Source organism: Streptomyces sp. DT190 (assembly GCF_049846985.1).
GTDB lineage: Bacteria > Actinomycetota > Actinomycetes > Streptomycetales > Streptomycetaceae > Streptomyces.
Genome location: NZ_JBNCNM010000006.1, coordinates 88,384 through 114,509, shown reverse-complemented (window position 1 = coordinate 114,509; position 26,126 = coordinate 88,384). Strand labels below are relative to the sequence as shown.

Annotated in this window: 24 protein-coding genes; 12 read left to right on the top strand and 12 right to left on the bottom strand. The window is 72.4% G+C overall.

All coding sequences use genetic code 11. From position 1 onward, the window contains the following. The first annotated feature begins 213 nt into the window (after positions 1-213). The 3 genes from ACPXCS_RS13550 (at position 214) to ACPXCS_RS13540 (ending at position 2,589) form a co-directional block, all read left to right on the top strand. A complete protein-coding gene (locus ACPXCS_RS13550; protein WP_425946961.1) occupies positions 214-876 on the top strand; it encodes a glycoside hydrolase family 11 protein in 663 nt (220 codons plus the stop codon). Further along, entirely contained in the window at positions 873-1,583 is a 711-nt protein-coding gene (locus ACPXCS_RS13545) for a polysaccharide deacetylase family protein (protein ID WP_425946962.1), read from the top strand. Before ACPXCS_RS13550 ends, ACPXCS_RS13545 begins: the two co-directional genes overlap by 4 nt. A gap of 304 nt (positions 1,584-1,887) precedes the next feature. Next, complete coding sequence (locus ACPXCS_RS13540) at positions 1,888-2,589, top strand: nucleotidyl transferase AbiEii/AbiGii toxin family protein (protein WP_425946963.1); 702 nt, start codon at positions 1,888-1,890, stop codon at positions 2,587-2,589. A gap of 36 nt (positions 2,590-2,625) precedes the next feature. Here the strand turns inward: ACPXCS_RS13540 and ACPXCS_RS13535 are convergent, their stop codons facing one another. Continuing rightward, positions 2,626-3,816: an MFS transporter gene (locus tag ACPXCS_RS13535; RefSeq protein WP_425946964.1), complete on the bottom strand. Its 1,191-nt coding sequence runs from the start codon at positions 3,814-3,816 to the stop codon at positions 2,626-2,628. A 67-nt stretch (positions 3,817-3,883) separates the two neighbouring features. Here ACPXCS_RS13535 and ACPXCS_RS13530 point away from each other — a divergent pair, with 67 nt between their 5' ends. From ACPXCS_RS13530 to ACPXCS_RS13520, 3 genes are all read left to right on the top strand, one after another. Further along, positions 3,884-4,867, top strand: coding sequence for an ArsR/SmtB family transcription factor (locus ACPXCS_RS13530; protein ID WP_425946965.1), 984 nt, complete (start codon positions 3,884-3,886; stop codon positions 4,865-4,867). Between the two features lie 9 nt (positions 4,868-4,876). Then, positions 4,877-5,386, top strand: a complete 510-nt coding sequence (locus ACPXCS_RS13525) for a glutathione peroxidase (RefSeq protein ID WP_425946966.1) — start codon at positions 4,877-4,879, stop codon at positions 5,384-5,386. Positions 5,387-5,513: 127 nt separating this feature from the next. Continuing rightward, the gene (locus ACPXCS_RS13520) at positions 5,514-6,392 is read left to right on the top strand and encodes a MerR family transcriptional regulator (RefSeq protein ID WP_425946967.1); all 879 of its coding nucleotides are present in this window, start codon (positions 5,514-5,516) and stop codon (positions 6,390-6,392) included. Between the two features lie 106 nt (positions 6,393-6,498). Here ACPXCS_RS13520 and ACPXCS_RS13515 read toward each other — a convergent pair whose 3' ends face one another. From ACPXCS_RS13515 to ACPXCS_RS13505, 3 genes are all read right to left on the bottom strand, one after another. Beyond that, on the bottom strand, positions 6,499-6,690 hold the full coding sequence (locus tag ACPXCS_RS13515) for a DUF397 domain-containing protein (RefSeq protein WP_425946968.1): 192 nt from the start codon (positions 6,688-6,690) through the stop codon (positions 6,499-6,501). Positions 6,691-6,886: 196 nt separating this feature from the next. Further along, complete coding sequence (locus tag ACPXCS_RS13510) at positions 6,887-7,744, bottom strand: helix-turn-helix domain-containing protein (protein WP_425946969.1); 858 nt, start codon at positions 7,742-7,744, stop codon at positions 6,887-6,889. Positions 7,745-7,996: 252 nt separating this feature from the next. Continuing rightward, positions 7,997-8,749: a GOLPH3/VPS74 family protein gene (locus tag ACPXCS_RS13505; RefSeq protein WP_425946970.1), complete on the bottom strand. Its 753-nt coding sequence runs from the start codon at positions 8,747-8,749 to the stop codon at positions 7,997-7,999. A gap of 241 nt (positions 8,750-8,990) precedes the next feature. Between ACPXCS_RS13505 and ACPXCS_RS13500 the strand changes: the two genes are divergently transcribed. From ACPXCS_RS13500 to ACPXCS_RS13490, 3 genes are all read left to right on the top strand, one after another. After that, complete coding sequence (locus tag ACPXCS_RS13500) at positions 8,991-11,786, top strand: D-alanyl-D-alanine carboxypeptidase (protein ID WP_425946971.1); 2,796 nt, start codon at positions 8,991-8,993, stop codon at positions 11,784-11,786. A 199-nt stretch (positions 11,787-11,985) separates the two neighbouring features. Then, complete coding sequence (locus ACPXCS_RS13495; RefSeq protein WP_425946972.1) at positions 11,986-13,860, top strand: MFS transporter; 1,875 nt, start codon at positions 11,986-11,988, stop codon at positions 13,858-13,860. Positions 13,861-14,131: 271 nt separating this feature from the next. Continuing rightward, the gene (locus ACPXCS_RS13490; RefSeq protein WP_425946973.1) at positions 14,132-15,706 is read left to right on the top strand and encodes a sodium:solute symporter family protein; all 1,575 of its coding nucleotides are present in this window, start codon (positions 14,132-14,134) and stop codon (positions 15,704-15,706) included. Positions 15,707-15,768: 62 nt separating this feature from the next. Here the strand turns inward: ACPXCS_RS13490 and ACPXCS_RS13485 are convergent, their stop codons facing one another. From ACPXCS_RS13485 to ACPXCS_RS13465, 5 genes are all read right to left on the bottom strand, one after another. Next, positions 15,769-17,076 carry a phytase gene (locus tag ACPXCS_RS13485; RefSeq protein WP_425946974.1) on the bottom strand — a complete coding sequence of 436 codons (1,308 nt, stop codon included), beginning with the start codon at positions 17,074-17,076 and terminating at the stop codon, positions 15,769-15,771. 165 nt (positions 17,077-17,241) lie between these two features. After that, on the bottom strand, positions 17,242-18,360 hold the full coding sequence (locus ACPXCS_RS13480) for an ADP-ribosylglycohydrolase family protein (RefSeq protein ID WP_425946975.1): 1,119 nt from the start codon (positions 18,358-18,360) through the stop codon (positions 17,242-17,244). Positions 18,361-18,520: 160 nt separating this feature from the next. Beyond that, the gene (locus ACPXCS_RS13475) at positions 18,521-18,838 is read right to left on the bottom strand and encodes a DUF6247 family protein (protein ID WP_425947108.1); all 318 of its coding nucleotides are present in this window, start codon (positions 18,836-18,838) and stop codon (positions 18,521-18,523) included. Positions 18,839-18,840: 2 nt separating this feature from the next. Next, the gene (locus ACPXCS_RS13470; RefSeq protein ID WP_425946976.1) at positions 18,841-19,629 is read right to left on the bottom strand and encodes a helix-turn-helix domain-containing protein; all 789 of its coding nucleotides are present in this window, start codon (positions 19,627-19,629) and stop codon (positions 18,841-18,843) included. Positions 19,630-19,876: 247 nt separating this feature from the next. Further along, a complete protein-coding gene (locus ACPXCS_RS13465; protein ID WP_425946977.1) occupies positions 19,877-20,299 on the bottom strand; it encodes an ATP-binding protein in 423 nt (140 codons plus the stop codon). Between the two features lie 113 nt (positions 20,300-20,412). Between ACPXCS_RS13465 and ACPXCS_RS13460 the strand changes: the two genes are divergently transcribed. Beyond that, entirely contained in the window at positions 20,413-21,225 is an 813-nt protein-coding gene (locus ACPXCS_RS13460; RefSeq protein ID WP_425946978.1) for a helix-turn-helix domain-containing protein, read from the top strand. Beyond that, positions 21,222-21,416, top strand: a complete 195-nt coding sequence (locus tag ACPXCS_RS13455) for a DUF397 domain-containing protein (RefSeq protein WP_425946979.1) — start codon at positions 21,222-21,224, stop codon at positions 21,414-21,416. Before ACPXCS_RS13460 ends, ACPXCS_RS13455 begins: the two co-directional genes overlap by 4 nt. Here ACPXCS_RS13455 and ACPXCS_RS13450 read toward each other — a convergent pair. Beyond that, the gene (locus ACPXCS_RS13450) at positions 21,400-23,802 is read right to left on the bottom strand and encodes a tetratricopeptide repeat protein (RefSeq protein WP_425946980.1); all 2,403 of its coding nucleotides are present in this window, start codon (positions 23,800-23,802) and stop codon (positions 21,400-21,402) included. The genes ACPXCS_RS13455 and ACPXCS_RS13450 overlap by 17 nt on opposite strands. Before the next feature lie 91 nt (positions 23,803-23,893). Between ACPXCS_RS13450 and ACPXCS_RS13445 the strand changes: the two genes are divergently transcribed. After that, complete coding sequence (locus ACPXCS_RS13445; RefSeq protein ID WP_425946981.1) at positions 23,894-24,406, top strand: DUF2165 domain-containing protein; 513 nt, start codon at positions 23,894-23,896, stop codon at positions 24,404-24,406. Here ACPXCS_RS13445 and ACPXCS_RS13440 read toward each other — a convergent pair. Together ACPXCS_RS13440 and ACPXCS_RS13435 are read right to left on the bottom strand one after the other, a co-directional pair. Beyond that, positions 24,399-24,953 (bottom strand): hypothetical protein, encoded by a 555-nt coding sequence (locus ACPXCS_RS13440; protein ID WP_425946982.1) that lies wholly within the window; start codon positions 24,951-24,953, stop codon positions 24,399-24,401. The two genes, ACPXCS_RS13445 and ACPXCS_RS13440, sit on opposite strands and share 8 nt — an antisense overlap. A 101-nt stretch (positions 24,954-25,054) precedes the next feature. Continuing rightward, positions 25,055-26,053: a glycosyltransferase family 2 protein gene (locus ACPXCS_RS13435; RefSeq protein ID WP_425946983.1), complete on the bottom strand. Its 999-nt coding sequence runs from the start codon at positions 26,051-26,053 to the stop codon at positions 25,055-25,057. Between the last annotated feature and the right edge of the window lie 73 nt (positions 26,054-26,126).

Here is a 26,126-nt window from a genome sequence, read left to right as displayed (position 1 = left end):
AGCGGAAGGGATCACTCCGGGCGAATCCTCGCGAACACGATCACCCGCAGGACAGAAGACCTGCTCAAGAAGGCGCGTGAACAGCGCGTACGGGCCTCCGTCATGAGCCGGCCACCGACGAATATTTCGAAACTAGTACCGAAACTGTTGACAGTTGTCAGGGCCAGGCCAACACTCCGGATGACCGATGAGGCGAAGGAGGAAGCGCCCCCCATGAACACGCTCTCGAATCGCTTACGGCTGCTCATCAGCGGTGTCTGCGCCCTGCTGATGGTGACTTTCGCAGCCAGTACCGCCCACGCGGACACCGTGGTCACGACCAACCAGACCGGCACCAACAACGGGTATTACTACTCGTTCTGGACCGACGCCCCGGGCACCGTCTCCATGACGCTGTCCAACGGAGGCACGTACAGCACCTCGTGGCGGAACACCGGGAACTTCGTCGCCGGCAAGGGCTGGAGCACCGGCGCCCGTCGCACCGTGACGTACTCCGGCAGCTTCAACCCGTCCGGCAACGCCTACCTGACGCTCTACGGCTGGACGGCCAACCCGCTCGTCGAGTACTACATCGTCGACAACTGGGGCACGTACCGGCCCACCGGCCAGTACAAGGGCACCGTCACCAGCGACGGCGGTACGTACGACATCTACAAGACGACGCGGTACAACGCCCCGTCCGTCGAGGGCACGCGCACCTTCGACCAGTACTGGAGCGTGCGGCAGTCGAAGCGCACGGGCGGCACCATCACCGCCGGCAACCACTTCGACGCCTGGGCCCGCGCCGGCATGCCCCTCGGCAACTTCAAGTACTACATGATCATGGCGACCGAGGGTTACCAGAGCAGCGGCAGCTCCACCATCACCGTGCGATGACCGTGCGGACGGACTCGCGCCCCGCACCGCGCGCCCTGCTCAGGAGGCTGACCGTCCTCGCGACGGCCATGGCGGCCACCGCCGCCGCCCTCACCGCCACCGCGACCGCCGCTCCCCCGCGGCCGGCCGCCTGCAACGGCTACGTCGGACTCACCTTCGACGACGGCCCGTCCGGGAACACGACGAGACTTCTCGACGCGCTCCGCCAGAACGGGCTGCGGGCCACGATGTTCAACCAGGGCCAGTACGCCGCCGCCAACCCGTCCCTGGTCCGGGCCCAGGTGGCGGCCGGGATGTGGGTGGGCAACCACAGCTACACCCACCCGCACCTGACCCAGCTGGGCCAGGCGCAGATCGACTCCGAGATCTCCCGGACCCAGCAGGCGATCGCCAACGCGGGAGGCGGCACACCGAAGCTGTTCCGCCCGCCGTACGGCGAGACCAACGCGACCGTGAAGTCGGTCGCGGCCCGCTACGGCCTGACCGAGATCATCTGGCACGTCGACTCGCAGGACTGGAACGGCGCGAGCACCGACGCGATCGTCCAGTCCGCGGCCCGCCTCACGAGCGGGCAGGTCATCCTGATGCACGACTGGTCCGCGAACACCCTGGCCGCGGTTCCCCGCATCGCCCAGGGTCTGGCAGCCCGCGGCCTGTGCGCAGGCATGATCTCCCCCCAGACGGGCCGCGCCGTGGCCCCCGGCTGACAGGGCCGCCCACCCGGCACACCGCACCAGGCGCGACGGCCCCCGGGCCGCCGCGCCGCCGTGCGCCGCCGACCGCGCGAGGTCTCGCGAGCGAGGGCGTGAGCGCCGCGTCCAGGCGTACGGCGCCGGTGCGGCCGTGCCGTACCGCGTCCGGCCGGCCGCCGGGAGCGCCGGGTCTCGGAAGGGCCGGCGCCCGCCGAGCCGGCGTGGGGTGCAGGCTGTCGCGGGTGGGTGAGCGCCCCGGGCCTCACCCGTCCGGGGCGGTCGTTCCGGCCCCCTGCCGCCGCCCGGGGATAATCAGGGCATGTCCGCCCCTGCCCCTGTCTCCCAGCCGCTCGGCCGGCTTCTCGGTGATCTGCTCTCGGTGGGTGAGGCGTACGCGCTCGTCCTCGCCGGCGGGTCCGCGGTGCTGGCGCACGGGCTGGTGGAGCGGGGCGGGCGGGACGTGGACGTCGCCACCGAGCACCCCGCCGGGATGGAGGCGATCGCCGACGCGGTCCGCACCGGTCTGGCGGCGCGCGGCTGGCTCGTGCAGACGCTGGGGACCGAGCCGCTGTCCGCGCAGTTCCTCGTGACGGACGCGGCGACCGGCGAGGAGTGCCGGGTCGGTGTCCGCAAGGAGGTGCTGTGGCGCCCGCCGGTGCCGACGGAACTCGGGCCGGCCCTCTCCCTGGACGACCTGGCCGGCACGCGGGTGCGGGACCTGGCCGACCGCGGGCTCCCCCGCGACCTGGTCGACGTGCACGCCGTCTCGGCCCGCTGGAGCCACCCCGAACTGGAGGAGCTCGGCCGCCGCCATGCCGCTGACACCTTCGATCTCACCGATCTGCAGGCCCGGTTGACCGGTACGGACTGGCTCGACGACAGGGCCTTCACCTCGCAGGGCCTGCAGACCGGGGCCGTGGCCGGGCTGCGCCGCTGGGCGCAGGAGTGGGCCGACGACATCGCGGAACGGCTCATCGAGGGCGAGGCTCCGCAGGAGAGCGAGCCGGACGGGGAGCCGTAGACGGGCCCTCGGCAGGGGCGGTCGGTGCGGGGCTTCTCAGGGGCTCGCCGCCGTCGTCCGTCGCTGCACTCCCTCCCGTCGCTCCGCCGCCGCCAGCAGCAGGGTCACTCCCGCCGACACCGCGGCCATCGCCGTCATGGCCCGGGCGGGCGAGGTCAGTTGGGCCAGGGATCCCGCCAGCGCCGCCGCCACGCCCTGCAGGGTGAGCATTCCCGCCGAGTGCAGGCCGAGGGCGTGCCCCGTCAGGTCGTCCGGGGTCAGGGCCACCAGCCGCTCCTGCTGCGCCAGGCTCGCGCCGAAGCCGACCGAGGCCACCGTGACCGCGGCCGCCGCGAGCGGGAGCGGCGGGTGCAGCAGGAACGGCACGTAGGGGAGGGCCAGGAGCAGCAGGAGGGGGAAGCCGAGGCGGGGGCGGAGCCGGGGCGGGACCAGGCGGCCGACCAGCACGTCCCCGGCCAGCATGCCGAGCGCGGCGCACGCGAACAGGGTGCCGGCGGATGCGGGTGCGTAGGAGACGTAGAGGGATTCGCAGCCGACGACCAGGCCGTTGGGGATCCACAGGGCCAGGTAGGTCCGGCGACGCGGCGCGGACGACCACAGCAGGGCGTTGGCGCGCCAGGTCGCCGCCACCGAGGGGCGGCCCGTGGTGCGGGGCGGGCGGCGGCTCAGGCCCAGCCGGACCACCGCGGCCGCGAGGACGTACAGGGCGGCCGCCGCCAGGAGCGACAGCCGGGGGGAGAGCAGGGCCACCAGGGCGCCGCCGGTGGCGTAGCCGGCGATCTGCATCAGGCCGCTCATCATGTTGAAGACCGAGCGGCCCAGCAGATAGCCGTCCTTGCGCAGGATCTCGTTGAGCAGGCCCCAGCGCACTCCCCCGCCCACCGACTCCGCCAGCCCCCTGGCCAGGACGATCGCGAGGAGCGACCAGACGGGCAGCCCGGGCAGGGCCAGGGCTGCGGTGGCCGTGGCGAAGAGCAGGGGCAGGGCCGTCAGGGCGGCCCGCGGGGGCAGCCGGTCGGCCGCCGAGAGCAGGAACGTCGCGCCCAGCACCTGCACCAGGGACGAGCCGAACATGCTCACCGCGGACAGCAGCGGCGACTCGGTCTGCCGGTACACCAGGGTGCCCAGGGCCAGTCCGCCCATGGTCTGGGCGACCGTCTGCGTGGAGGCGGCCAGGAAGAAGGGCGTGAACTCGGGAGTGCGGAACAGATCGCGGTAGCTGCGCATGCGCGGAGTCTCGGTCCGGCTCCGAGGCCGCGGTTATTGTTTCGCGCACACGCGAAAGGAGAAGGCCGTGGGCTGGTGGCAGATCAACGCCGACACCCTCGCGGGGAGCCGGTTCGTGATCTCGCCGTTCGCCGAGGCCTTCGGGAGCCTGAAGCTGCTGCACACGGCCGCGGCCACGCACCCCGGTGAGCGCCGCTGGCTCGGCACGCACCTGCCGGACTACCGGCGGCGGCTGGCACGCGACCCGGTGACCGCGCTGCTGGTCGGTGCCGGCATCGGGACGGAGTGGACGGCCGACTTCTTCGCCCCCACCCCGCGCGACGGGGAGACCTTCGAGCAGGCGGTGGCGCAGGTCCGGGCGGCCTGCCCGGCGGGGGCCCGCGCCGACCTCACCGTCTCGCTGCGCGGCCCGGTCCCGGCGGCGCTGGAGCGCGACGACCTGCCGGAGCGCGCCGCGGACCTGCTGACCTGGGTGTGGACCACGGCCGTACGGCCGTACTGGACCCGGCGGCGGCGCGTCCTCGAAGCCGACGTGGTCGCCCGGACGGCGCAGGTCAGCCGGGGCGGCTGGGCGAGCGCGCTGGACACGCTGCGGCCGGGGACGCGGTGGCTCGGCGAGAACCGGCTGCAGGTCAACGCGCACGAGTACCCGCCGCGCGAGATCTCCGGCGCGGAGCTGGTGTTCGTGCCGATCACCACGCAGCGCATCGGCTGGGTGTCCTGGGAGGGGACGGACCGGTACGCGCTGGTCTATCCGTGCGCCGGTGCCCTCGCCGACCCCGGCGGCAGGCCGGTGCCCGCGAGCCTCGCCGCGCTGCTCGGCCCGGCCCGCGCCGGGGTGCTGGTCCGGCTCGGTTCACCGCTGAGCACCAGCCAGCTGGTGGCCGTGACCGGCCAAGGGCTCGGCTCGGTCGGGCGGCATCTGCGGGTGCTGCTGGACGCGGGGCTGGTGGAACGGCGGCGGGCGGGCAGGTCGGTGCTGTACTCGCGGACGGCGGCGGGGCAGGTCCTGGTGGAGGCCCGGAACGGGCCCGCCACCCGGCAGGGCTAGCATCCGCCCATGACGACTACTGAGAACACCGGTTCCTCCCCCCTCGACGTCGAGATCGGCTCCCTTCAAGGCGGCTCCGCCGACCTGTCCCAGTACGCGGGCACGGCGGTGCTGGTGGTGAACGTCGCCTCCAAGTGCGGTCTGACCCCGCAGTACGCCGGCCTGGAGAAGCTCCAGGAGCGCTACGCCGGGCGCGGCTTCACCGTCCTCGGCGTGCCCTGCAACCAGTTCCTCGGCCAGGAGCCGGGCAGCGCCGAGGAGATCGCCGAGTTCTGCTCGGCGACCTACGGCGTGAGCTTCCCGATGACGGAGAAGGTCGAGGTCAACGGGGAGAACCGGCACCCGCTGTACGAGCGCCTGACCGGCTTCGCCGACGCCGAGGGACACAGCGGGGACATCCGCTGGAACTTCGAGAAGTTCCTGATCGGCCGGGACGGCTCGGTCGTCGCCCGCTTCTCGCCGCAGACCGAGCCGGAGTCGGCCGAGGTCGTGGCGGCGATAGAGGCCCAGCTGGCCTGAGCCACCCGCCGCGGCCCGGCCGGGCCGAGCCACCCGCCGCAGCCCGGCCGGGCTGCGGTACCCGCCGCTTGACCTTGCCCCTGGGGCAGGCCCGAGCGTCCTCCTCGTCGGGCGGACCAGCCGCCCGATGACGGAGGATGCCGTGGTGGACGTACCGGACGGGGAGCTGCTGACCATCGGGGCGTTCGCCGCGCGCGCCCGGCTGTCGGCCAAGGCGCTGCGGCTGTACGACCGGCTGGGCCTGCTGACCCCGGCGCATGTCGACGAGGCGACCGGCTACCGCTACTACCGGGCCGCCCAGGTGGAACGCGCCCGGCTCGTGGCGATGCTGCGGCAGCTGGACATGCCCCTGGCCCGGATCGCCGAGGTGGTCGCCGCGGGCGACGGGCCGACGGCGGCGGGGCTGCTCGACGCGTACTGGGCGGACGTCGAGGCGCGCGTGGCGGGGCAGCGGACGCTCGCCGCGTACCTCCGTGGACGACTTTCGGGGAGGAGCTCCGGGATGTACGGAACGTTCACGGTCGAGACGGTGCGGATGCCCGCACAGGTGGTGATCACCGAGAAGCGGCACACGCTCGCGGACGAGCTGCCGGCGTGGATCGGGGCGGCGCTGGGCCGGCTGGAGGAGGCGGCCCGGGAGTGCGGGGGCGTGGCCGGGGTGCCGTACGTCGCCTACCACGCCGAGGTGTCGATGGAGAGCGACGGCCCGGCGGAGGCGTGTGTGCCGGTCGCCGACGAGGCGGCGGCCCGGGCCTGGGTGGAGCGGCGGGGGCGGGCGTGGGAGACGGCCGTGCGCCTCGAGCCGGCCGGGCGGCTGGCCTACACCAGGATCACGAAGGCGCAGGTGGTGTATCCGCAGATCCTGGCCGCCTTCGAGGCGGTGGAGGAGTGGATGGGAGCGCGGGGGCTGACCGCGACCGGTCCGGGCCGGGAGCTGTACTTCGCGGACTGGGCGGCGGCCGGGCCCCAGGACCCGGTGTGCGACGTCGCGTTCCCGGTGGACTGAGATCCCTCGGGAGCCCGCGGGCACGAGCGGAGCCCTCTCGGCAAGGACGGCGATGCTGGTCGAGAGGGCTCTGTCGGTGTTACCTGTGCCGTGGCCGGTCTCGCGGTCAGATCTTGACCGAAGCCACGAAGGCGTTCCACGCGTCGGCGGGGAAGGCCAGCTTGGGACCCTCGGGGACCTTGGTGTCCCCGAGCTCCAGGGCCTCTTCGACGGTCGACCTGACCATCACGCAGGCGCCGTTGTTGTTGGTGTAGGAGGACGTCGTCCACGTTTCCGTGGCGCCCAGACGAATTGCCATGTTCGCTCCGTAGCCAGTTGCGTTTACGCCAACCTGTGCTGGTGGTTGGCGTGATCGACGCTACTCGCCCCCATCCTCGTTCGGAGCAGTCATTCACTCGACCGGATGGCATATTCCAGGGGAGACTTCCAGTCAGGCCTGTCAGGGGTGTAGCATCCCGCGCTTTGCCCGGTGGAAGGCCTCTTCCGACGGCCGTTCAGCGGGCGTAGTCCTTCGCCAGACGCTCGATGAGCTGCCGCGACTGGTCCACGTTCAGCGACTGGGCGCGCAGGTGCTCGTACATCACCGTGTACTTCTGCACGTCGAGCGGCTTCTCCAGGTACAGGTCGCTGGTGACGCCCTCGATGTACACCACGCTGGAGTCGGCGGCGTCGGCGAACTCCAGGATGGAGTACTGGCCGTTGATGCCCGCGTGCGCGCCGACCTCGAACGGCAGGACCTGCACGGTGATGTGGGGCAGCTGCGACATCTCGATGAGGTGCTCCAGCTGCTCCCGCATCACCAGCTTGTTGCCCACGACCCGGTGCAGGGACGCCTCGTCCAGCACCACCCACAGCCGCAGCGGGTCCGTCTCGGCGGTGATACGGCCCTGCCGGCGCAGCCGGACCTCGACGCGCTTGTCGTTGTCGGCCTCCGACGCCTCCGGCGAACCGCCCCGGATGATGGCCTCGGCGTAGGCGCGGGTCTGCAACAGGCCGGTGATGATCTGGGGTTCGTAGACGCGCAGCGACTCGGCGTCCGTCTCCAGGCCGATGTAGACGGAGTAGGGGATGTCACCGAAGGCGTGCCACCAGCCCTGCTGGCGGGAGTCCTTGGCCATCTGCATCAGCGAGTCGACGATCCGCTGGTCCTCGACCTCGTAGACCCCGCACAGGTCGCGTACGTCGCGCTGGCTGATGCTGCGCCGCCCGTTCTCCAGGCGGCTGATCTTCGACTGCGACACCAGCAGGCGCTCGGCCACCTCCTCGGCCGTCATGCCCTTGAGCTCGCGGAGCCTGCGGAGCTCCTGGCCCAGCCGGCGCCGCCTGACGGTGGGATTGACATTGGACGCCACGGGACGTGCACCTCCGGCTGCGTGCCTCTACTTTGCGTATCTGCTGTTGAGCAGACTGCCACCAAGGTGCTTCCTACCGCTGGGAAACGGTGGATAAGCGACGGGTACACGCCAGTTCGGGCACGGCACGCCGAGCGAGGCGGCGAGAGTGCGAACTCTCGCCGCCCCGCTCGGACAGCGGCTCCCGTGACCGGGTTCGTGGGTCCCGTGAGGTGTACCGGTCGTAGGTCGTGCCGGGTGGTGCGGTGCGGCTCAGTGGGCCACGGCACGCGCCATGGATCCGTGGCGCGGTTGCATCGGAACGCCGCGGGCGGGTTCCGGTGCGGGCCTGGCTCCGGCGGCCGGACGGCCGGTCGGTGCCGGGCTGCGGCGCGGCTGGGCCGCCACGCCGTTCTGGACGTCCATCACGGCGTGCGCGACGAGACCGCCCATGGGGTCGTGCCTGATCAGGTCCCTGAGCCGGGAGCGAGAGGAGCGTCCCTCGTTGCCCGGGTACAGGTGCTTGCCGAGGCCGACCGCGTGCGCCAGCGCGGCGAGCGCCGCGGTCCGCGGGTCCGGCGGTACGCCGGTGCGGATCGCGGAGTCCAGCCGGGCCCTGATCTCCCGGCTGATCTCGGTGTCCGTCGCCTGGTAGCGAGTCGTCGGCAGCACTCCGCACATCTGACCCGCCACGGCATGCACCATGCCGCACCGCTCCAGATGCGAGAGGTAGGTCTGGCGGAGCCCCAAGCGCGGCCCGCCTATCCAATGGACCGCCCGTACGGGAGCGCCACGCCTTCGCAGCAACTCCAACGCGCAGTCCAGAGTCGGATCTCCAGTCGGCCGTGGTACCACCACGGCGATACGATCCCCGTCTGGGGCTATCCGTCCGGCCAGCGCCAGCTCCACTAGCTGTGCTCCGGCCAGACCGAGGTCGAGCGACTGCGGCTGTGCAGTGGTACCCGTGGCCGGGTCCAACGCCAGCAGCAGAAGCTCCTCCGGAAGTGTTCTGCGGCTCCTGCCCATCCATGCCTCCCCGCGTGGATGAATGACAGGGTGACCCCTCTCACATTGGTCTGTCGAGGGTGCGTGACCGGTTCGTAGTGGAACCAGTAGGTATGTCGTTCTCGTCTACCGGATGGGTCCGGTCCGCACACAGGACACTGGTACATGGTTCGGACAGCGCCGGGGAGCGTTGTCAGGGCGGCGGTTCACGGTTCGGTTCGGTACGCGCACGCGGGTGGTGCGGCGCGAGGAGGAGGCATCGGTGGCGGGCGAGTCCCCCGACAGGTCGAAGCAGCGCGAGTCGTCGGCAGAACCGACGTCGGGGAGCGCGGGTCCGGTTCCCGGAGCCAGGAGCGAGTCCGCGGACCCGCGGCTGGCGATGGCACGGGAGGCGAAGGTGCCCTCGGGGCGCGCGGGTGTCGACACGGCGACCCGCGTGCTGTCCGCACGGACGGGTGACGACGCGCCGCGGGACGCGGAGCGCGGCGGCGAGGGCGACGACCCGGGCGTCGAGGACCCGGCCGCGGAGTCCGCGGAACCCTCGGGGTCCGCGAAGACGTCCGTCGAGGAGTCCCAGGAGTCCGAGGAGACCTCCGGCTCCGGCGAGCGGGGCGAGGGCGGCTCGGGCGGCACGGGCGGACGGCTGCGGGACGCGGTGGCGGCGTGGGTGTCGTCGGCGGACGGAGGCGAGCGGCGGACCAAGGACGCCGAGGACTCCGTGACCGCCGGGAGCGACGACGGGCCCGCCCGGGAAGACGCCCAGGAGGCCGCTGAGAAGGCGCCGGGAGGTTCCCTGGACCAGAACGCGGCCGAGAAGGCCGAGGAGGCGGAGGCGGACCGTTCCGCCACGTCCACGTCCGGCGGCGGCACGGGCAGCGAGGAGGCCGAGCCGGCCGACGCGCCCGCCTCCGACGCGGACGACGAGGGCGGCGAGGACGGCGGGGCAGCGGCCTCCGCGCCCGAGCGCGACGCGGACGACGCCGAGTCCGGCACGTCCCTGCCGGAGGCCGACGCCACGCCGAAGCCCGCCACCGCCGTTACCGGCGCCAAGACGGGCACCGACACGGCCGACGGCGACAAGGCCGGCACCGCTGCCGCCGCCAAGACCCCGGCCGACAGCGACACGGTCGGCAGCGGCGAAGCCGGCAATGGCACCCACGCCGACAAGGCCGGCCCCGCCGCGCCCCCCACCGGGAAGCCCGGCACCGCCGCCGCCGGCAAGCCCGGCACCGCCGCCGCCAAGACCCCGGCCGGCACGGCCGGTAACAACACCCCCGCCGGCAAGCCCGGCACCGCTGCCGCCGGCAAGCCCGGCACCGCCGCCAAGACCCCGGTCGACAAGGCCGACAGCGGCACGGCCGGTAACGACACCCCCGCTGACAAGGCCGGCCCCGCCGCACCCGCCGCACCCGCCGCAGACAAGACCGGCGCCGCCACCGGCGCCGCCGCCAAAACCCCGGCCGACAAGGCCGGTCCCGTCGGCGGTGAGGGATCCGAACCCCCCGTCGACCAGCCCACCGCCGTCTTCAAGGCCGTGCGGGCGCCCGTCGATCAGCCCACCACCATGCTCAAGCTCGGCGGCGCCACCAAGGACACGCCCGAGAAGGACGCGGCCGAGAAGAAGGTCGCGCCCGAGAAGGACGCCGAGCGGACCAGCAAGTTCGTCGCGCTCAAGCCCCTGGACGACCCGGCCGGACGCAAGCCCGTCCCGCCCGCCGAGGCCACCGCGCCCGTCCCGGCCGTCGGCCCCGAGCGGACCACCCAGCAGCCGCTGCCGCCGAAGCCGCCGCTGGACCTGCTGGCCGAGCTGACCAACACCCCGCCGCCCCCGGACACCCCGCTGCGCACGGCCGTGCGGCGGGTGAAGATCTGGACGCCGCTGGTGCTGCTGCTGGTGATCGTCTTCGCGGTCGTGCAGAACGTGCGCCCGCTGCCGGCGCCCACCCTCGAACTCACCGCGAAGGACAGCTACACCTTCGAGGGCGGCGAGGTCGACATCCCCTGGCCCGCCAAGGGCCAGGCCGCGCTGGACGTCCAGGGCATCGGCACGTTCGGTTCGTCCGGTGAGCAGAAGCCCGTGCCGATCGCCAGCGTCGCCAAGGTCATGACCGCCTACGTGATCCTGCGCGACCACCCGCTCAAGAGCGGCGCCGAGGGCCCGAAGATCGACATCGACCAGGCCGCGGAGGACCAGTCCGACGCCGGCCAGGAGTCCACCGTCGACGTCACCAAGGGCGACAAGATCACGCAGCGGGAGGCCCTGGAGAGCATCCTGATCGCGTCCGCGAACAACGTGGCGCGGCTGCTCGCCCGCTGGGACGCGGGGTCGGAGAAGGCGTTCGTGCAGAAGATGAACGACGCCGCCGAGGACCTCGGCATGAAGAACACGACGTACACCGACCCGTCCGGCCTGAACAACACGACCGTCTCCACGGCCGTGGACCAGGTGAAGCTCGCCAAGGCCGCCATGGAGCAGCCCGCCTTCCGCGAGGTCGCGGCGATGATGTCGTACGTCGACTACAAGGGCACCAGGCACGACAACTGGAACCGCCTGGTCGGCTCCAACGACGTCACCGGCATCAAGACCGGCACCACCACCTCCGCGCTCGGCAACCTGGTCTTCTCCGCGAAGAAGGACGTCGACGGCGAGACGCACCGGATCATCGGCGCGGTGGTGCGCCAGCCCGCGGGCGGCCCCGACAACACCATCCTGGGCGCCGCGCTCCACGAGGGCGACCGGCTCATCCGGGCCGCGCAGGGCGCGCTGGAGACGGCGACGATCCTGAAGAAGGGCACGGTCGTCGGGTACGCGGACGACGGTCTCGGCGGCCGTACGCCGGTCGCCGTCACCGAGGACGTCACGGCCGTCGGCTGGGCGGGCCTGTCCGTGAAGCTGACGTTCGCGGCGGACGACCTGCCGCACACGGCCGAGGCCGGCACGAAGGTGGGCACGCTGACCGTCGGGGACGGCAGCAGCGGCGCCGTGAAGGTTCCGGTGGCCCTCCAGGAGGACCTGGTGGAGCCGGGCTTCGCGGACAAGCTCACACGCATCGCCTGAGCCGGGGCGGCGCCCCGCGCGAGCGCACCCCGCCGGTGGCGGCCCGTCCGGGCGCTGCCCGGCGGGGTGCGTGCTAGCGTCGCGAATCGGGGCAGGTCGCCGTGCGCGGCGGCGCGGCCGGGAACCGCGGGCGAACGGGACGCGGCCGGGGGAAGAAGCCGGGAAAGAACAGAAGACGGGACACGGGGAGTGCCTTCGAGTGGCCACTGCGGAGCCGACACGCGCAGACGACACCGGGCCGGGTGCGGTATCGGGCCCGCGAATAGGCGCGCCCAGAACACCGGACCCCGGCACACCTGACGGCACGGCCGACCCCGTGCCCGAGAGCGCCTCCTCCGGACTCCGCCGGCTCCCCTTCGTGATGGCCGTGCGGGAGCGGATGCTGCGCCACCCGGTGCTCTCCGTCACCGCGCTCGCCGGGGTGCTGCACGTCGTCTGGTTCTTCACCTTCGCGAACAGCGGGGGCGACCTGGCCGCGCAGGACGCGTGGGCGGAGTTCGTCGGGCGGCATCCGGACTCGGCGTACAACCTCGCCTGGTACGGCGGCATGCACCCGGTGTCGTACAGCGTGGTGTCGCCGTATCTGATGTCCGTGCTCGGTGTGCGGACGACCATGATGATCGCGGGGACGGTGTCGGCGGGGCTGCTGACCCTGCTCCTGCTGCGCAGCCGCTCCGTCCGCAATCCGCTGTGGGCGTCGCTGGCGGGCGTGTTCGGGCTGTTCTGCAACGCGGTGTCCGGCCGGGTGACCTTCGGTCTGGGCATGATGTTCGCGCTCGGCGCGGTGGCCGTGGTGTTCTGCTGGCCGTACCGCTGGCGCTACAAGCGCTGGGCGAAGGCCCTGTGCGCGGCGCCGCTGGCGGCGCTGGCCACGATGGCGTCGCCGGTGGCGGGCCTGTTCGTGGGCCTGGTGGCCGTGGCGCTGTTCCTGCAGAAGCGGCGGCCGGGCGCGTGGGCGCTGGGTCTGGCGCCGAGCGCGGTGGTCGCGGTGTCGGCCTGGCTGTTCCCGTTCTCGGGGACCCAGCCGATGATGTTCGGTTCGGTGGTGCTGCCCCTGGCGTTCTCGGTGCTCGTCTTCGTCCTGGTGCCGCGGGAGTGGAAGACGGTCCGGCTCACGGCCGCGGTGTACGGCCTCGGGGTCGTGCTGGTGTGGCTGATCAGCTCCCAGATCGGTTCGAACATCACGCGTCTGGCGATGCTGTTCGCCGGTGTCGCGCTGGTCGCCGCGCTCCCCTTCACGGTGCCGCGCAGCCGCAAGTGGTACGCGGCCGTGGTCGCCCTCGTCGGCTTCGGGGTGTGGATCGGCTTCAAGACGATCGACGACATCGTGCACACGGCCCCGGCGGCCTCCTGGTCGCGCGAGCTCGCGCCGCTCGTCAACGAGCTGCAGGAGGTCGGCGCGGAGAAGGGCCGGGTCGAGGTCGTCCCGGCCCGTTCCCACCGCGAGGCGTCCGCCCTCGCGCCCTACGTCAACCTGGCCCGGGGCTGGAACCGCCAGGCCGACATGGAACGCAACCCGCTCTTCTACGACGACACCCTGAACTCGGCGAACTACCGCGAGTGGCTCAAGCGCTGGGCGGTCCACTACGTGGTGCTGCCCAAGGACGAGCCGGACGGCGACGGCGGGGAGCGGGAGCGGGCGCTCGTGCAGCGCGGCCTGCCGTATCTGAACCAGGTGTGGGGCGACGCCAACTGGCAGCTGTTCGAGGTCACCGACCCGACGCCGCTGGCCGAGCCGAACGCCGTGGTCGACCGGGCCGAGCAGGGCGAGATGGTCCTGCAGGTGCGTGAGGCGGGGCGGATCCTGGTCCGCATCCCGTACTCGCCGTGGCTGAGCATCGTCGACGCGGAGGGCAAGAGCCTGAAGCCGCCGCAGGAGACGGAGGCCTCCAAGGAGCGTCCGGAGGGCGAGCCGAAGTCGTACACCAACGTCAACGGCTGCCTTCGGGAGACGGAGGAGGACGCCCAGGGCGACCGCTGGACGGAGCTCCTCGCCCCGAAGCCGGGCACGTACCGCCTGGCGGCGCCGTACCAGCTGCCGCGCGGGACGCCCTGCCCGGAGGAACTGCGCTGACGCACACCCGGCGGACCCCGGCCGCCGGGATCGGGTCAGTCGCTCACGCGCCCGAACCGACGCTGTGGCGTTCCTGGCGTCGGACCGGGCGCGGACGATCATCCCATCATCAGTACTGGTCAACGCAGGAGAGTCGATTCATCGAGTTCACATAGATGAACCGAGGCCAGCACGCCGAACATTTTTACCTCCCTTTGACTCTACGCTTACTTGTCGTGTTCACGCGGCAGCACCCACGATGAGCGCCGGGCTGATCCCTGGGAGGGCGCACATGAACGGTCTCGACTGGGCCGTGCTCATCGGCTACTTCGCCGTGATGGTCGCGATCGGCGTCTGGTCGCACAAACGGGTGGACAACGTCAGCGACTTCTTCACCGCGGGCGGGAAGATGCCGTGGTGGCTGTCCGGCATCTCGCACCACATGTCGGGCTACAGCGCGGTGATGTTCACCGGGTACGCGGGCATCGCCTACACCTACGGCGTCACGTCCTTCGTCACCTGGTCCTTCCCCATCGCCCTCGGCATCGCCATCGGCTCGAAGCTGTTCGCGCCGCGCATCAACCGGCTGCGCTCCCGGCTCCATGTGGCGTCCCCGCTGGAGTACCTGAAGAACCGTTACGACCTGAAGACCCAGCAGGCGCTGGCCTGGTCGGGCATGCTGCTGAAGATCGTGGACGTGGGCGCCAAGTGGGCGGCGATCGCCACGCTGCTCTCCGTCTTCACCGGGATCTCCCTCAACCAGGGCATCCTCATCACCGGCGGCATCACGGCCATCTACTGCACGATCGGCGGTCTGTGGGCGGACGCGCTGACCGAACTCGGCCAGTTCATCATCCAGTTGCTGGCCGGCATCGCGATGTTCGTGGCGGTGTTCGTCCGGCTCGACGACCACGGCGGCTTCTTCGGCGTCTGGGACTCCCCCGAGCTCCAGGGCCATGAGAAACCGCTGGTCGGCCCGTACGGCACGGTGTTCCTGCTGGCGTTCCTCTTCATCAAGCTCTTCGAGTACAACGGCGGCATGCTCAACCAGGCCCAGCGCTACATGGCCACCCCGAACGCCAAGGAGGCCGAGCGCTCGGCCCGGCTGTCGGCGATCCTGTGGCTGGTCTGGCCGCTGGTGCTGTTCTTCCCCATGTGGATGTCGCCGCTGCTGGTGGAGTCACAGAAGCCGGACGGCTCCGACTCGTACGCGCTGATGACCGAACAGCTGCTGCCGCACGGCCTGCTGGGCCTGGTCATCGTCGGCTTCTTCTCGCACACCATGGCCATGTGCTCCTCGGACGCCAACGCCATCGCGGCCGTGTTCACCCGGGACTGCGCGCCGGTGATCTGGGCGCGGGCCCGGGCCTGGAACGAGAGCCAGGGCCTGCGGGTCGCGCGGATCGCGACGGTCGTCTTCCTCGGTCTGTCCATGGCGGCGGCGACGCAGGTCAACTCGCCGACGTTCAAGGACATCATCACCGTCGTGATCAAGTGGGTGGCCGGTCTGATGGGCCCGATGGCGATCCCGATGATGCTGGGCCTGCTGCGGGCGTTCCGCCGCTCCGGGCCCACGGCGGCCCTCACCAGCTGGTCGATGGGCCTGCTCGCCTTCTGGCTGGTGAACTACCCCATCAACTGGAGCGTCGAGGGCGGTGTGCCCCTGCAGTACCAGGTGTCGATCCCGCTGGCGGTCTCGCTGGTCCTGTACATCCTCGTCGGCTACATCCGCCCGGAGGACACCCCGGAACGGCTGGCGATCATCGAGAAGATCAACACGGACGGGGACGGGGCGGCCGCTGCCGCCGTACCCGCGCCGGCGGGCGGTGCGGAGGACACCGCCGTGCGCAGCACGGTGAAGGACTAGCGGCGGCGCGGCCGCGACGGCGGTACGCCCTCCGCCCGAACGGGCGGAGGGCGTACCGCCGTTCAGTCGTCCTCGTCCAGCGCGCCGGTGACCTTGCGCAGGTCGACGAACTTGAAGTCGGTGTTGTCGCGGACCTCTCCGTCCGCGTCCGTCTCGTCGGGGGTGTTGTGCCCGTCCTGCACCACGAGCAGGCCGTTCGGGTAGCGGGAGCCGAGGGGCGCGTTCAGGACGGCGGCACCGTCGCACTCCTCGGAGCCGTCGACGGTGCCGGCGGTGATCCGGAAGCCGCTCTCGTACTCGTTGGCGTCGGAGACCTCGCGGTCGTACGCGGCGAAGGTGTCGTCGCCCTGGCTGGAGGCGAGCAGGTAGCCGTCGCCGTCACCCTCGTCGAGGAGGGTCAGGCCCTCGACGTCGGCGGACAGGTGCGTGCCGCCGTAGCCGGGGTCGGTGCCCGCCACGCACTCCTCGGTCGCCTCGTCGTAGGTGGCGGGGACGCCGTACTCCCGCACCTTGTCGATCAGCTTCGGCTTGCCGCCGAGGTCGGCGGGCAGCCGCCAGATGCCGACGTCCTCCTGGCCGGCGTAGAGCACCTTGTTCGCCGGGTCCACGACCATGCCCTCGACCTGCGGGAGGTCGCCGGGGTCGGTGCAGGGGGTCCAGGAGGTGCCGTTCGGGAGGGTGAAGGAGGCGGGCAGGTCGTAGGTGCGCACCTGCCGGTAGGTGACCGCTCCGCCGGAGGTCGTCCTCAGCTCCAGCAGGGCGAGCCGGGTGCGGCTGCGCTGGCTGACCACGGCGTAGGAGCGGCCGGTGGCCTTGTCCTTCCAGGTGGCCAGGCCGTAGGGGGTGGCCTGGTCGTTGACCTCGTCCTGGGTCCGGGAGAAGACCAGCGGGGCGTGCGGGTCGGTGACGTCGGTCAGGGGCCGGGCGGCGTCGGGGGTGATGCGGTAGATCCGCAGGTGGTCGCGGCCCCGGTCGGTGACGACGGCGACGTCGGCGCGGCCGGTCGGCAGCGGGAACCCGGAGATCAGGTCCACGTTGTTGAAGCGGCCCGGCTTGTCGTCCGGGGTGGGGGCGGGCGGCGCCGGGATCGACTGGACCTCCTTGCCGGCCAGGTCGTACACGCGCAGGCCGCCCTCCTTGGCGGTGGCGATCACCAGGCTGGCACCGGGGTCGGCGGCGTTGCGCCAGATCGCCGGGTCGTCGGCGTCGGCGTTGCCGCCGGCGTCGTCGCCGTAGAGGGCCGGGGTCTCGGTGGTGGCGGTCACCTCCGGGAGACCGGAGTCGGCGGCCCGGGCCGGGGCGGGCAGAACCGCCATGGCCGTGAGAACCGCGGCGATCGCGGCCGTCTGTGTCCCGCGCAGGTTGCGCACAGTGCCTCCACGAAGGGGGATGAACGGACGAGACCCGGTGGAGCTGCCACGGGAGGGTGATCCCCGTGTCGGGCCGTGCAGATCCTGTGGACCGAAGGTGACGGGACGACCACGGTACGGTGACGTGCCCATGCCACGGGAGTGAGCAATGGAAGGGAGTGCGTCCTACACGGCGCGCGGGTAGCGGGCCAGCCAGGCCGGGGACGAGCCCGCCGGGCCGTGCAGCGCCGGGCCCTGGGTCATCTCCATGGCGAAGTCGTCGGCCAGTTCCAGGATCGTGGGGCGGCCCTCCAGCTCGGCCAGCCAGGCCGGCGGCAGGGCCGTCTCGCCGTGCAGTGCGCCGAGCAGCCCGCCGGTCAGGGCGCCGGTGGCGGCGGACGGGCCGTCGTGGTTGACGGCGAGGCACAGACCGTGGCGGACGTCGGGGGCGACCAGCGCGCAGTACACCGCGGCCGCGACGAGTCCCTCGGCGGTGCCCGCCCCGCTCAGCTCGGCGACTCGCTCGGGCCCGGGCATGCCCTGCCGCACGGCGCCCAGCGCGTGCTGCAGCGCCTCCGCGACGGGCTGGTGCCCGGGGCGCGCGGCGAGCAGGGCGAAGGCACGCTGCACCGCGCCGTCGAGGCTCTCCCCGAGGGCCAGACCGTGCACGACCACGGCGTAGGCGCCCGCGGCGAGGCAGGCCGTGGGGTGGCCGTGGGTCTGCGCCGCGCACTCCACCGCGAGCTGGGCGACCAGTTGCGGCTCCCACCCGACGAGCAGCCCGAACGGCGCGGACCGCGCGGCGGCCTCGGGTCCCGCCTCCCCCGGGTTCTTGGGCGCGTCCGGCGTCCCCATGGTGTCGTCGCCGAGCCCCAGGAGCAGCGCGCGGCTGGGGTCGCGGCGCGCGTACAGCCACTCCTCGCGCGCGAGCCAGCCGTCCTCCTTGCGGCGCTCGTCCGGGCCCCAGTCCCGCTGGGTGGCGGCCCAGCGCAGGTAGGCGCGGTGCAGGTCGGTCGGCGGGTGCCAGGCGCCGGTGTCACGCCTCACCTGCGCCCTGATCAGCCCGTCCACGGAGAACAGGGTCAGCTGCGTGAGATGTGTGACGGCGCCGCGTCTGCCGTAGGCGGGGGCGAGGTCCAGCAGGCCCTCGGCCCCGTGCGCCTCCCGGATCGCGTCGATCCCCAGCCCGTCCACCGGCGCGCCCAGCGCGTCCCCGACGGCCACGCCGAGCAGCGTCCCGCGCACCCTGCTGCGGAAGTCCTGCTGCTCCGTACGCCCCCAGACGGCACCGGCAGTCGCACCCACCTCGACCTCCCAGGGCACCGTCCACACGTACGACAGCTCGCCACTGTAATCGAATGGGGACGGTGGGTTCAGGGGGCGGGACGGGGTGGGGACGGGGCCCGGGATTCTTCGAGTGGGACGGGTCAGCCGTACCAGGCCGGCCCCGCGCAGGACCAGCCCGTCACAGTCCTGCCTCGGCCTCTGCGGCGTCCCGGATGGCGCGGATCTCGGCAATGGCCTCGGTCGGGTCCTGTTCGCCGGCATCGACGATGCGCTCCAGCTCCCGCAGACGCTCGGCCCTGGCGGGGTGGCGCTCGATCGCGACGAAAACGGCCCATGAGTGCACGAAGGCGCGCAGGGGCGCCAGGCTCTGAGTCTGCTGAGCATTGGTCGTGGCCTCGAAGAGGTGCCGCGTCAGCGTCGGGAGACGGCTCGGGGCGATCCGTGCCACGGCATCACGCAGTGACTCGGGCGTGAGCGGAGGCATCGGACTCGGCATCGTCACGCTGCCCTCTGTGCGTCGGTTCGGCAGTCGCGGCAGTGGCCGGGGTGGGGGGCGCGGAAGGCTCGGTCACAGCCGTCGCAGGTCTGGAGGGGAGCCGGGCGGACCGGGGGCGGGGAAGGGGGTGGGGCCGCGGGGAGCGGTGGGGGCAGGAGGGCGGTCAGGCGGTGGGCCAGGAACGCCGCCGGGTGCTGGATCGGGGCCGCGGGCAGGCCCGTCGTCAGGGCGCGCCGGACCGCCTCGGCCGGAACCCCGCGCTCCAGCCACGCCGTGACCGCCGGGGCCAGGCGGTGCACGTCACGCTCGCTGAGCAGCAGGCGGGAGTCGAGCGTGCGCAGGCCGGTGAGGACGTCGGAGGCCGCCGAGCGGTCCGGCCGCGCAGTTGCCGTGCCTTCCGGGCGGGGCGGCGCGGGTTCCGGTCGGGGCTCCGGGGCGGCGGCGGTCCGGGGCTTGTTGTACGAGACCGTGCGGGTTACGACTCGGCCCGATTGAAGACGCTCCCTGGGGCGAGCGAGGTACCCGTGGGCCTCCAGTTCGCGCAGGGCCGCCGCGATGCGGATCTCGCCCTCCGGGAACTTCGCCGTGAGTGCCTTGATGCCGACCGGCGTTCCGGCGGGCAGCGACTGGATGTGGACCGCCAGGCCGATCGCCGTCAGGGACAGCTCAGGGTGCTGGGCGAGGTGGTTGCCGACGACGGTGAAGTGGTCGTCGTGGCGTTCCGTCACGTGCTGGACACCCGAAGTGCCGGACTGCGCGCGCGAGGGCGCGCTAGGGTGCTGCTCAGTCATCGGGAAGGGCTCTTCTTCCTTGGTGATCAGGCCCTCGCAGTGGGATGGCAGTCCCGGCGAGGGCCGTATTCGTCTGTGGGGTTGTCTGCGCCGACGCTGCACCATCGACTGCCCGCCGCGCCAGCCGAGTTGGTGATGTTCACCCCTGCGGGTGAGCCGCGGGGGCGGCGGGGGTGGGTGGGTTCTTTTCCAGGTTCTTTGGTTCTTGGCGTCGGGACCGGCCGGGTCATGACGCACCGCGATGCGGTCACGCCAACGCCAGTTCGGCCCACACGGTCTTGGCGCCGGCCGGGGCCCGCGTCACGCCCCAGCGGTCCGCGTACGCCTCCACGATGCGCAGGCCCCTGCCTCCTTCCGCGTCCTCCTCCACCGGGTCCGGGACCCGCGGGATCCGGTCGCCCCGGGCGTCCGTGACCTCGACGCGGAGCGTGCGGTCGGCGCGCAGTTCCAGCCGCAGCCGGAAGTCCCTGCCGAGCACCCGCCCGTGCCGTACGGCGTTGGACGCCAGCTCGGCCACGACGTGTGCGGCGGCGTCGTAGGGCTCGCCCCACGCGTCGAGTTGGCGTTCGGCGAGCAGCCGTGCCAGTCGCGCACCTCTTCGAGTCGCCGACAGCTGAACGGCGAAGAGGCGGGTGTGCGCGGGGATCCGGGTGGGGGATTTCTGACTCATGTCACCCAGCGTGGTCGCCCGTCCCTACTCTGAACAGCGACGACCCCGGTACGGAGCGTGACTGTCCGGACGCGTGACGGGGTCGTACGGGTCGTACGTCAGGAGGGGAAGGCGTGGAGGACGAGGAAGCGGCTGCCGTGCTCAGGACCGTCGGGCGGCAGATCAAGATGTGGCGCGAGGCGGCGGGGCTGAAGCAGGCGGAGTTGGGCGCGGCCATCGGGTACGGCGAGGAGATGGTGTCGTCCGTGGAGCGAGCCCGCCGCATCCCCAAGCCGGATTTTCTCGACAAGGCGGACGAAGTGCTTGCCGCCGGGGGCAAGCTCGCCGCGATGAAGGAGGATGTGGAGAAGGCTCGGTATCCGAAAAAGGTGCGGGACCTCACCCGGCTTGAGGACGACGCCGTCGAACTGGGGGCTTACGCCGGTCTGCACATTCACGGTCTGCTTCAGACACCCGAGTACGCCCACGCCTTGTACGCCATGCGGCGACCGGCCTACACGGAGGAAGAGATCGAGCGGCTCGTGGCCGCCCGCATGGCCCGGAAGGCCGTCTTCGAGAAGGTGCCCCGGCCGCTCCTCACGTTTGTCCAGGAAGAGGCGACACTGCGGCGGCCTCTCGGGGGCAGGATGGTCCTGCGCCGCCAACTCGAACACCTGCTTGAGGTAACGGAGTTGAGGCATGTATCGATCCAGGTCATGCCTACGGACCGGGAGGATCACGCGGGCTTGATGGGCCCGTTCAGGGTGCTGAAGCTGAGGGACGGCACGACGCTGGGGCACTCGGCGGGCCAGCTGCACGACCGAGTCATCTCCGACCCGAAGGACGTCCAAGTCCTGGACATGCGCTATGGAATGATCCGGGCGCAGGCCCTCTCGCCCCGGGAGTCGCGAGCCTTCATCGAGAAAGTACTGGGAGAAGAGACATGACACCCACCCCGCCGAGGTGGTTCAAAAGCAGCTACAGCGGCAACGACGATGCCGACTGCCTCGAAGCCGCCATATCCCCCACCCCCCAACTCACCCTGCACGTCCGCGACTCCAAGCAGCGCGACGGCGCCCACCTGGCATTCACCCGCGCCGCCTGGTCGGAGTTCCTCGCGTTCACGGCAGGTCGCTGACCCGGAGCACCTCCGCCCTGCGGTCCAGCGCCCAGGCGTATCCCGGCCGGAGTTCCACCGCCCGGTTCAGGTCGGCCAGCGCTTCGGCGTGGCGGCCGAGTCGGGTCAGGGACGCGCCCCGGCTCGCGTACGCCGAGGCGTACTCGGGGTCCAGGGTCAGTGCGACATCCAGGTCGGCGACGGCCTCCTCGTCCCGGCCCGCGGCCCGCAGCGCGTCGCCGCGTTCGCACCGGGCCCACGCCCAGTCGGGCGTGAGCGACAGCGCGCGGTCGAGGTCGGCGAGTTGGCGCTCCGGGTCGCCCAGGGCCCGCCATACTCGCGCGCGGCGGGCGAGCGCCCAGGCGTAGTCCGGCTTGATGTCGAGGGCCTGGTTCAGGTCGGCCAGGGCCGCTTCCGGGTTCCCGGTGCGTTCGTGGGTGGCGCCCCGGGAGGCCCAGGGGAACTCGTTGGCCGGGTCGAGGCGGACGGCCTCGGTGAGGTCGCGGATCGCCTCGGCGTCGTGCCGCGCGAGCCGGTGGTGCTCGCCGCGCAGGGCGAGGCACCAGGCGTTGCCCGGCTCCAGGGCGACGGCACGGTCGAGGTCGGTGATCGCCGCGTCCAGGTCGCCCAGTTGTCCGTGGAGCACGGCGCGGTTCCGGTGGGCGGGGGCCAGTTCGGGGTCCAGGGCGACGGCCCGGTCGTACTCGGCGAGAGCCTGTTCGTAGGCGCCGTCGCCGCGCAGGGCGTCGCCGCGTACCAGGCGGGCGCGGGCCTGGGCCGGCGTGCCGAGTCCCGCGCGGCGCAGGAGGAGGCCGAGTGCGGACCCGATGCCGTCCGCTTCGAGTGCCGCGGTGAGTTCCGCGCCCCACGCGGCCACCTCCTCCGCTTCCGCGTCCCGGCCCGCGTCCAGCAGGAGCCGTGCCCACCGCGCGGCCACTCCCGCGCCCGCCTCGCAGGCGTGCACGACGTCGTGCAACGCGTCCGGCAGCGCGTCCCGTGTCCCGGCGCACAGGACGTGGTACGTCTCGGCCAGGCGTAGCTCCCGCCACGCCTCGTCCGGCCACAGCGCGCCGGGCTCCCGGTCCGTCTCCGCCTCCTCGCGCCAGGTCCGGAACGTGGCGGCCAGCCGCCGGTGCCGTTCGGCCCAGCCGCGCGGCGACCGCCGCCGCTCCGCGCGCAGCATCGGCGCCCGTACGACGTCGTGGTACCGCAGCCGCTGCCCGCCCCGGTCGGTGACGAACGGCATGCCGCGCAGCCACGCGTAGACGCTCTCCGCCTCCTCCGCCGGGCAGTCGGCCGCCGCCCGGAACACGTCCGCGTCGAGCCAGCGGGGCAGCGCGCAGGCCAGCGCGGCGGACCGCCGCACGGGGTCGCGCTCCCAGCGCAGGAAGCGGTCGACGGCCGTGGCGCTCGGGTCGCCGACGTCGTCCGGGTCGACGGGGCGGGACTCGGCGAGGGTGGAGACCAGGACGGGAAGGCCGCCGGTGAGGCGCAGGACCTCCTGGACGACCGGTTCGGCGGTCACCCCCCGGCCCGCGAGCAGGCCGCGCGTCTCCGCCTCCGTGAAGGGGGCCAGGGGCACGTCCGTGACGAAGTCCCGCAGGCCGCCCCAGCGGGCCGGGTCCACCGGGCGCTGCCCCGCCGTGACCACGACCGCCGTGGCGGGCACGGCGCCGTGCCGGTCGGTCGTCATCGTCTCGTGCAGCCAGCCGTCCAGGTACGCCGCGGTGCGCTCGTAGGTGTCGAAGAAGAGGGCGATCCAGGGGACCGACCCGGCCGCCTCCGTGAGTTCGCGCAGGAAGACCGGCGTGAGGACCCGCTCCGGGGCGAGGACCAGCTGGGCGTCCTCGTGGTCGCGCAGCCGGGACAGCACCCTCGTCCGCAACCGGTCGGCGCCCTCGGCGAGTTGGTCCGCGTCGAGCAGGCCCGCCAGCGGCCCGGCCACCGGGACCATGCCCAGCGCCACCACACCGGCCCGGGCCGCCAGCCGCCCGCCCGCCGACGGGCCGTCCTCCTCCTCCGTCTGCGCGGCGAGCACGGCCAGCTCCGCCTCGTGCCGGCGCTCACGGTGGGCGGCGAGGAGGCGGTCCAGGTCCTTCATGCGGCGGCCCTGGGCGGCGAACTGGCGGCTGATCCCGGCCAGTACCTCCGGCAGGCTGCCCGCGCTGTCGTCGACCCGTGCGGTCAGCGCGCCCTGGTCGCGGGCGATCTGCTCCCACTCGCGCAGCAGGAAGGTCTTGCCGACGCCCGCGTTGCCGTGCACGTGGAAGCGGAAGCGGTGGCGTTCGTCGTCCGGTTCGGTGGTGAAGTTGGCCCGGAACAGGGCGCGTTCGGCGGACCGGCCGACGAAACCGGCCCGGGTGCGCCGCCGGATCAGCTCCTGCATCGACGGCCTCGCCTGTGCCATCCGCGCGCCCTCCCTCAACTCGCCTTCGGAAACAGGGGTGTCCACCGGCATTCTGTCGCGAGTCCACCGGCACTTGGGGAAAATGATCGCCATGGCCACCTCCACACCCCCTCGCGGCGGGCTGTCCCTCGCCGCCACGCTGCTCACCGGGACCATCGCGCTCTACATGGCGCTGGTCGCCTTCGGGAACATCACCGACTTCGGCACCAACCAGCAGTTCGTCCGGCACGTGCTGGCGATGGACACCACGTTCAAGGACGAGGACCTGATGTGGCGTGCCATCACCAGTGAAGGGCTCCAGGACGCCGCCTACGTCGCGATCATCGCGTGGGAGACCGTCGCCGCGCTCGTCCTCATATACGGCACGTGGCTGTGGGCCGGGCGTGATGCCGTGCGCGCCCGGCGGATGTCGACGTACGGGCTGCTGATGGTGATGCTGCTGTTCGGGGCCGGGTTCATCGCGATCGGCGGTGAGTGGTTCTCGATGTGGCAGTCGAAGACCTGGAACGGGCTGGACGCCGCGACCCGGATCTTCCTGTTCAGCGGGGTCGTGCTGATCGTCAACCAGCTGTCGGCCCCGCGCACGGAGACGTCCGCTACCTGACCACGGCCACGGTCGTGCCGACCGTGCCGAACGCCCACAGTGCCGTGCCGTCCGCCTTCTTCATCCGGACCCCGCCGGTCTTCCCGCCGGAGGCGGCGGGCGGCGGGGACGATCCGTCGACCGCGTTGGAGAAGGCGACGGAGACACCGCCCTGCGCGGCGAAGTACATGATGTGCTCGATCTGGACGCCGTCGGAGCCGGTCGTCGCCTCGTTGCGGGACGAGATCGTGTAGCTGCCGGGGTCGGGACTGACCGTGCCCGGCCAGACCGTGAACGTGCGGCGGGTCGCCTCGCTCGCGTCGACCATCCACACCCGCTTCTCACCGAGGGAGTAGACGATGCGCCGGCCGGTGCCGGAGCCGTCGGGGACCCGGGCCGGGGCGGTGGCCGTGGGCGTGGGCTGCGCGGACACCGGGGCGCTCGGCTTGGCCGAGCTCGCGGTGGGGTGCGGGCCCTTGTCCGCCTGCACGGCCAGGACCGTCACCGCGGCTATCGCTCCCACGGTCAGCCCGGACGTCCAGGCCCACGAAGGAAGTCGGGCAGGCACCGGTACGCATCTCCTCAGTCACGGGACCCCGCGCCACACCGGGGTTCCGATCATCGTACTGCGCGCCCTGCTCCTCCTCGACGGTCTCGCCGCCCTCGTCCTCAGGGGCCCTCTGCGGTCTTGCGGACCGGGACGGGGCCGGTTCCGGCGCCGCGCGCGGTGTAGCGCGGGGTGCGCCGGGGGGCCGGGTAGGCCAGGTGCACCAGCCGGGTCTGCTCCTGGCGCATGTGGGTGAGCGACTCCAGGATGTAGCCGACGAGCAGGACCAGCGCGGCGATCGTCATGATCGCGGCGGCGAGGATCGCCGTGGGCACGCGGGGCACGGTGCCCGTGCGGACGAAGTCGGCGATGACGGGGATGCCGAGGATCACCGAGACCAGGGCCAGCACGCCCGCGATCACGGTGTGCACGAGCGAGGGGCGCTCGCGGCGTGCCAGATCCAGGATGACCCGCAGGATGCGCCAGCCGTCCCGGTAGGTGCGCAGCTTGCTCTCGCCGCCGGCGGGCCGGACCCGGTACTCCACGGGCACCTCGGCCGTGGGCAGCCGCAGGTGCAGCGCGTGGATGGTCATCTCGGTCTCGGTCTCGAATTCGCGGGCCAGCGCCGGGAAGGACTTCACGAAGCGCCGCGAGAAGACCCGGTAGCCGCTGAGCATGTCGGTCACGTCGTTGCCGAACAGCGAGCGCACCGCCCCGGTGAGCACCTTGTTGCCGACGGCGTGCCCGGCCCGGTAGGCCCCGTCGCAGGTGACCCGGCGGGCGCCGACGACCTGGTCGTACGGTCCCTCGAAGAGCAGGTCGACCAGGTCGCGGGCGCGGGAGACGTCGTAGGTGTCGTCGCCGTCGACGATGAGCAGGGCGTCCGCGTCCACGTCGGCGAAGGCGCGGCGGATGACGTTGCCCTTGCCCTTGCGGGACTCGTGCCGGACGATCGCGCCGGCCTGCCGGGCCAGCTCCGCCGTGCGGTCGGTGGAGGCGTTGTCGTACACGTAGACGACGGCCTCGGGGAGGGCGGCGCGCAGGTCGCGGACGACCTTGCCGACGGCCGCCTCCTCGTTGTGACACGGCACGACACACGCGATCGTCGGTTCCACGACCACTCCTCACCCGGACCGATGTCTGGTTCGCCTGCCGGTTCGCCAGGCAGGTATGTGTGGGTAAATCATGCGATAT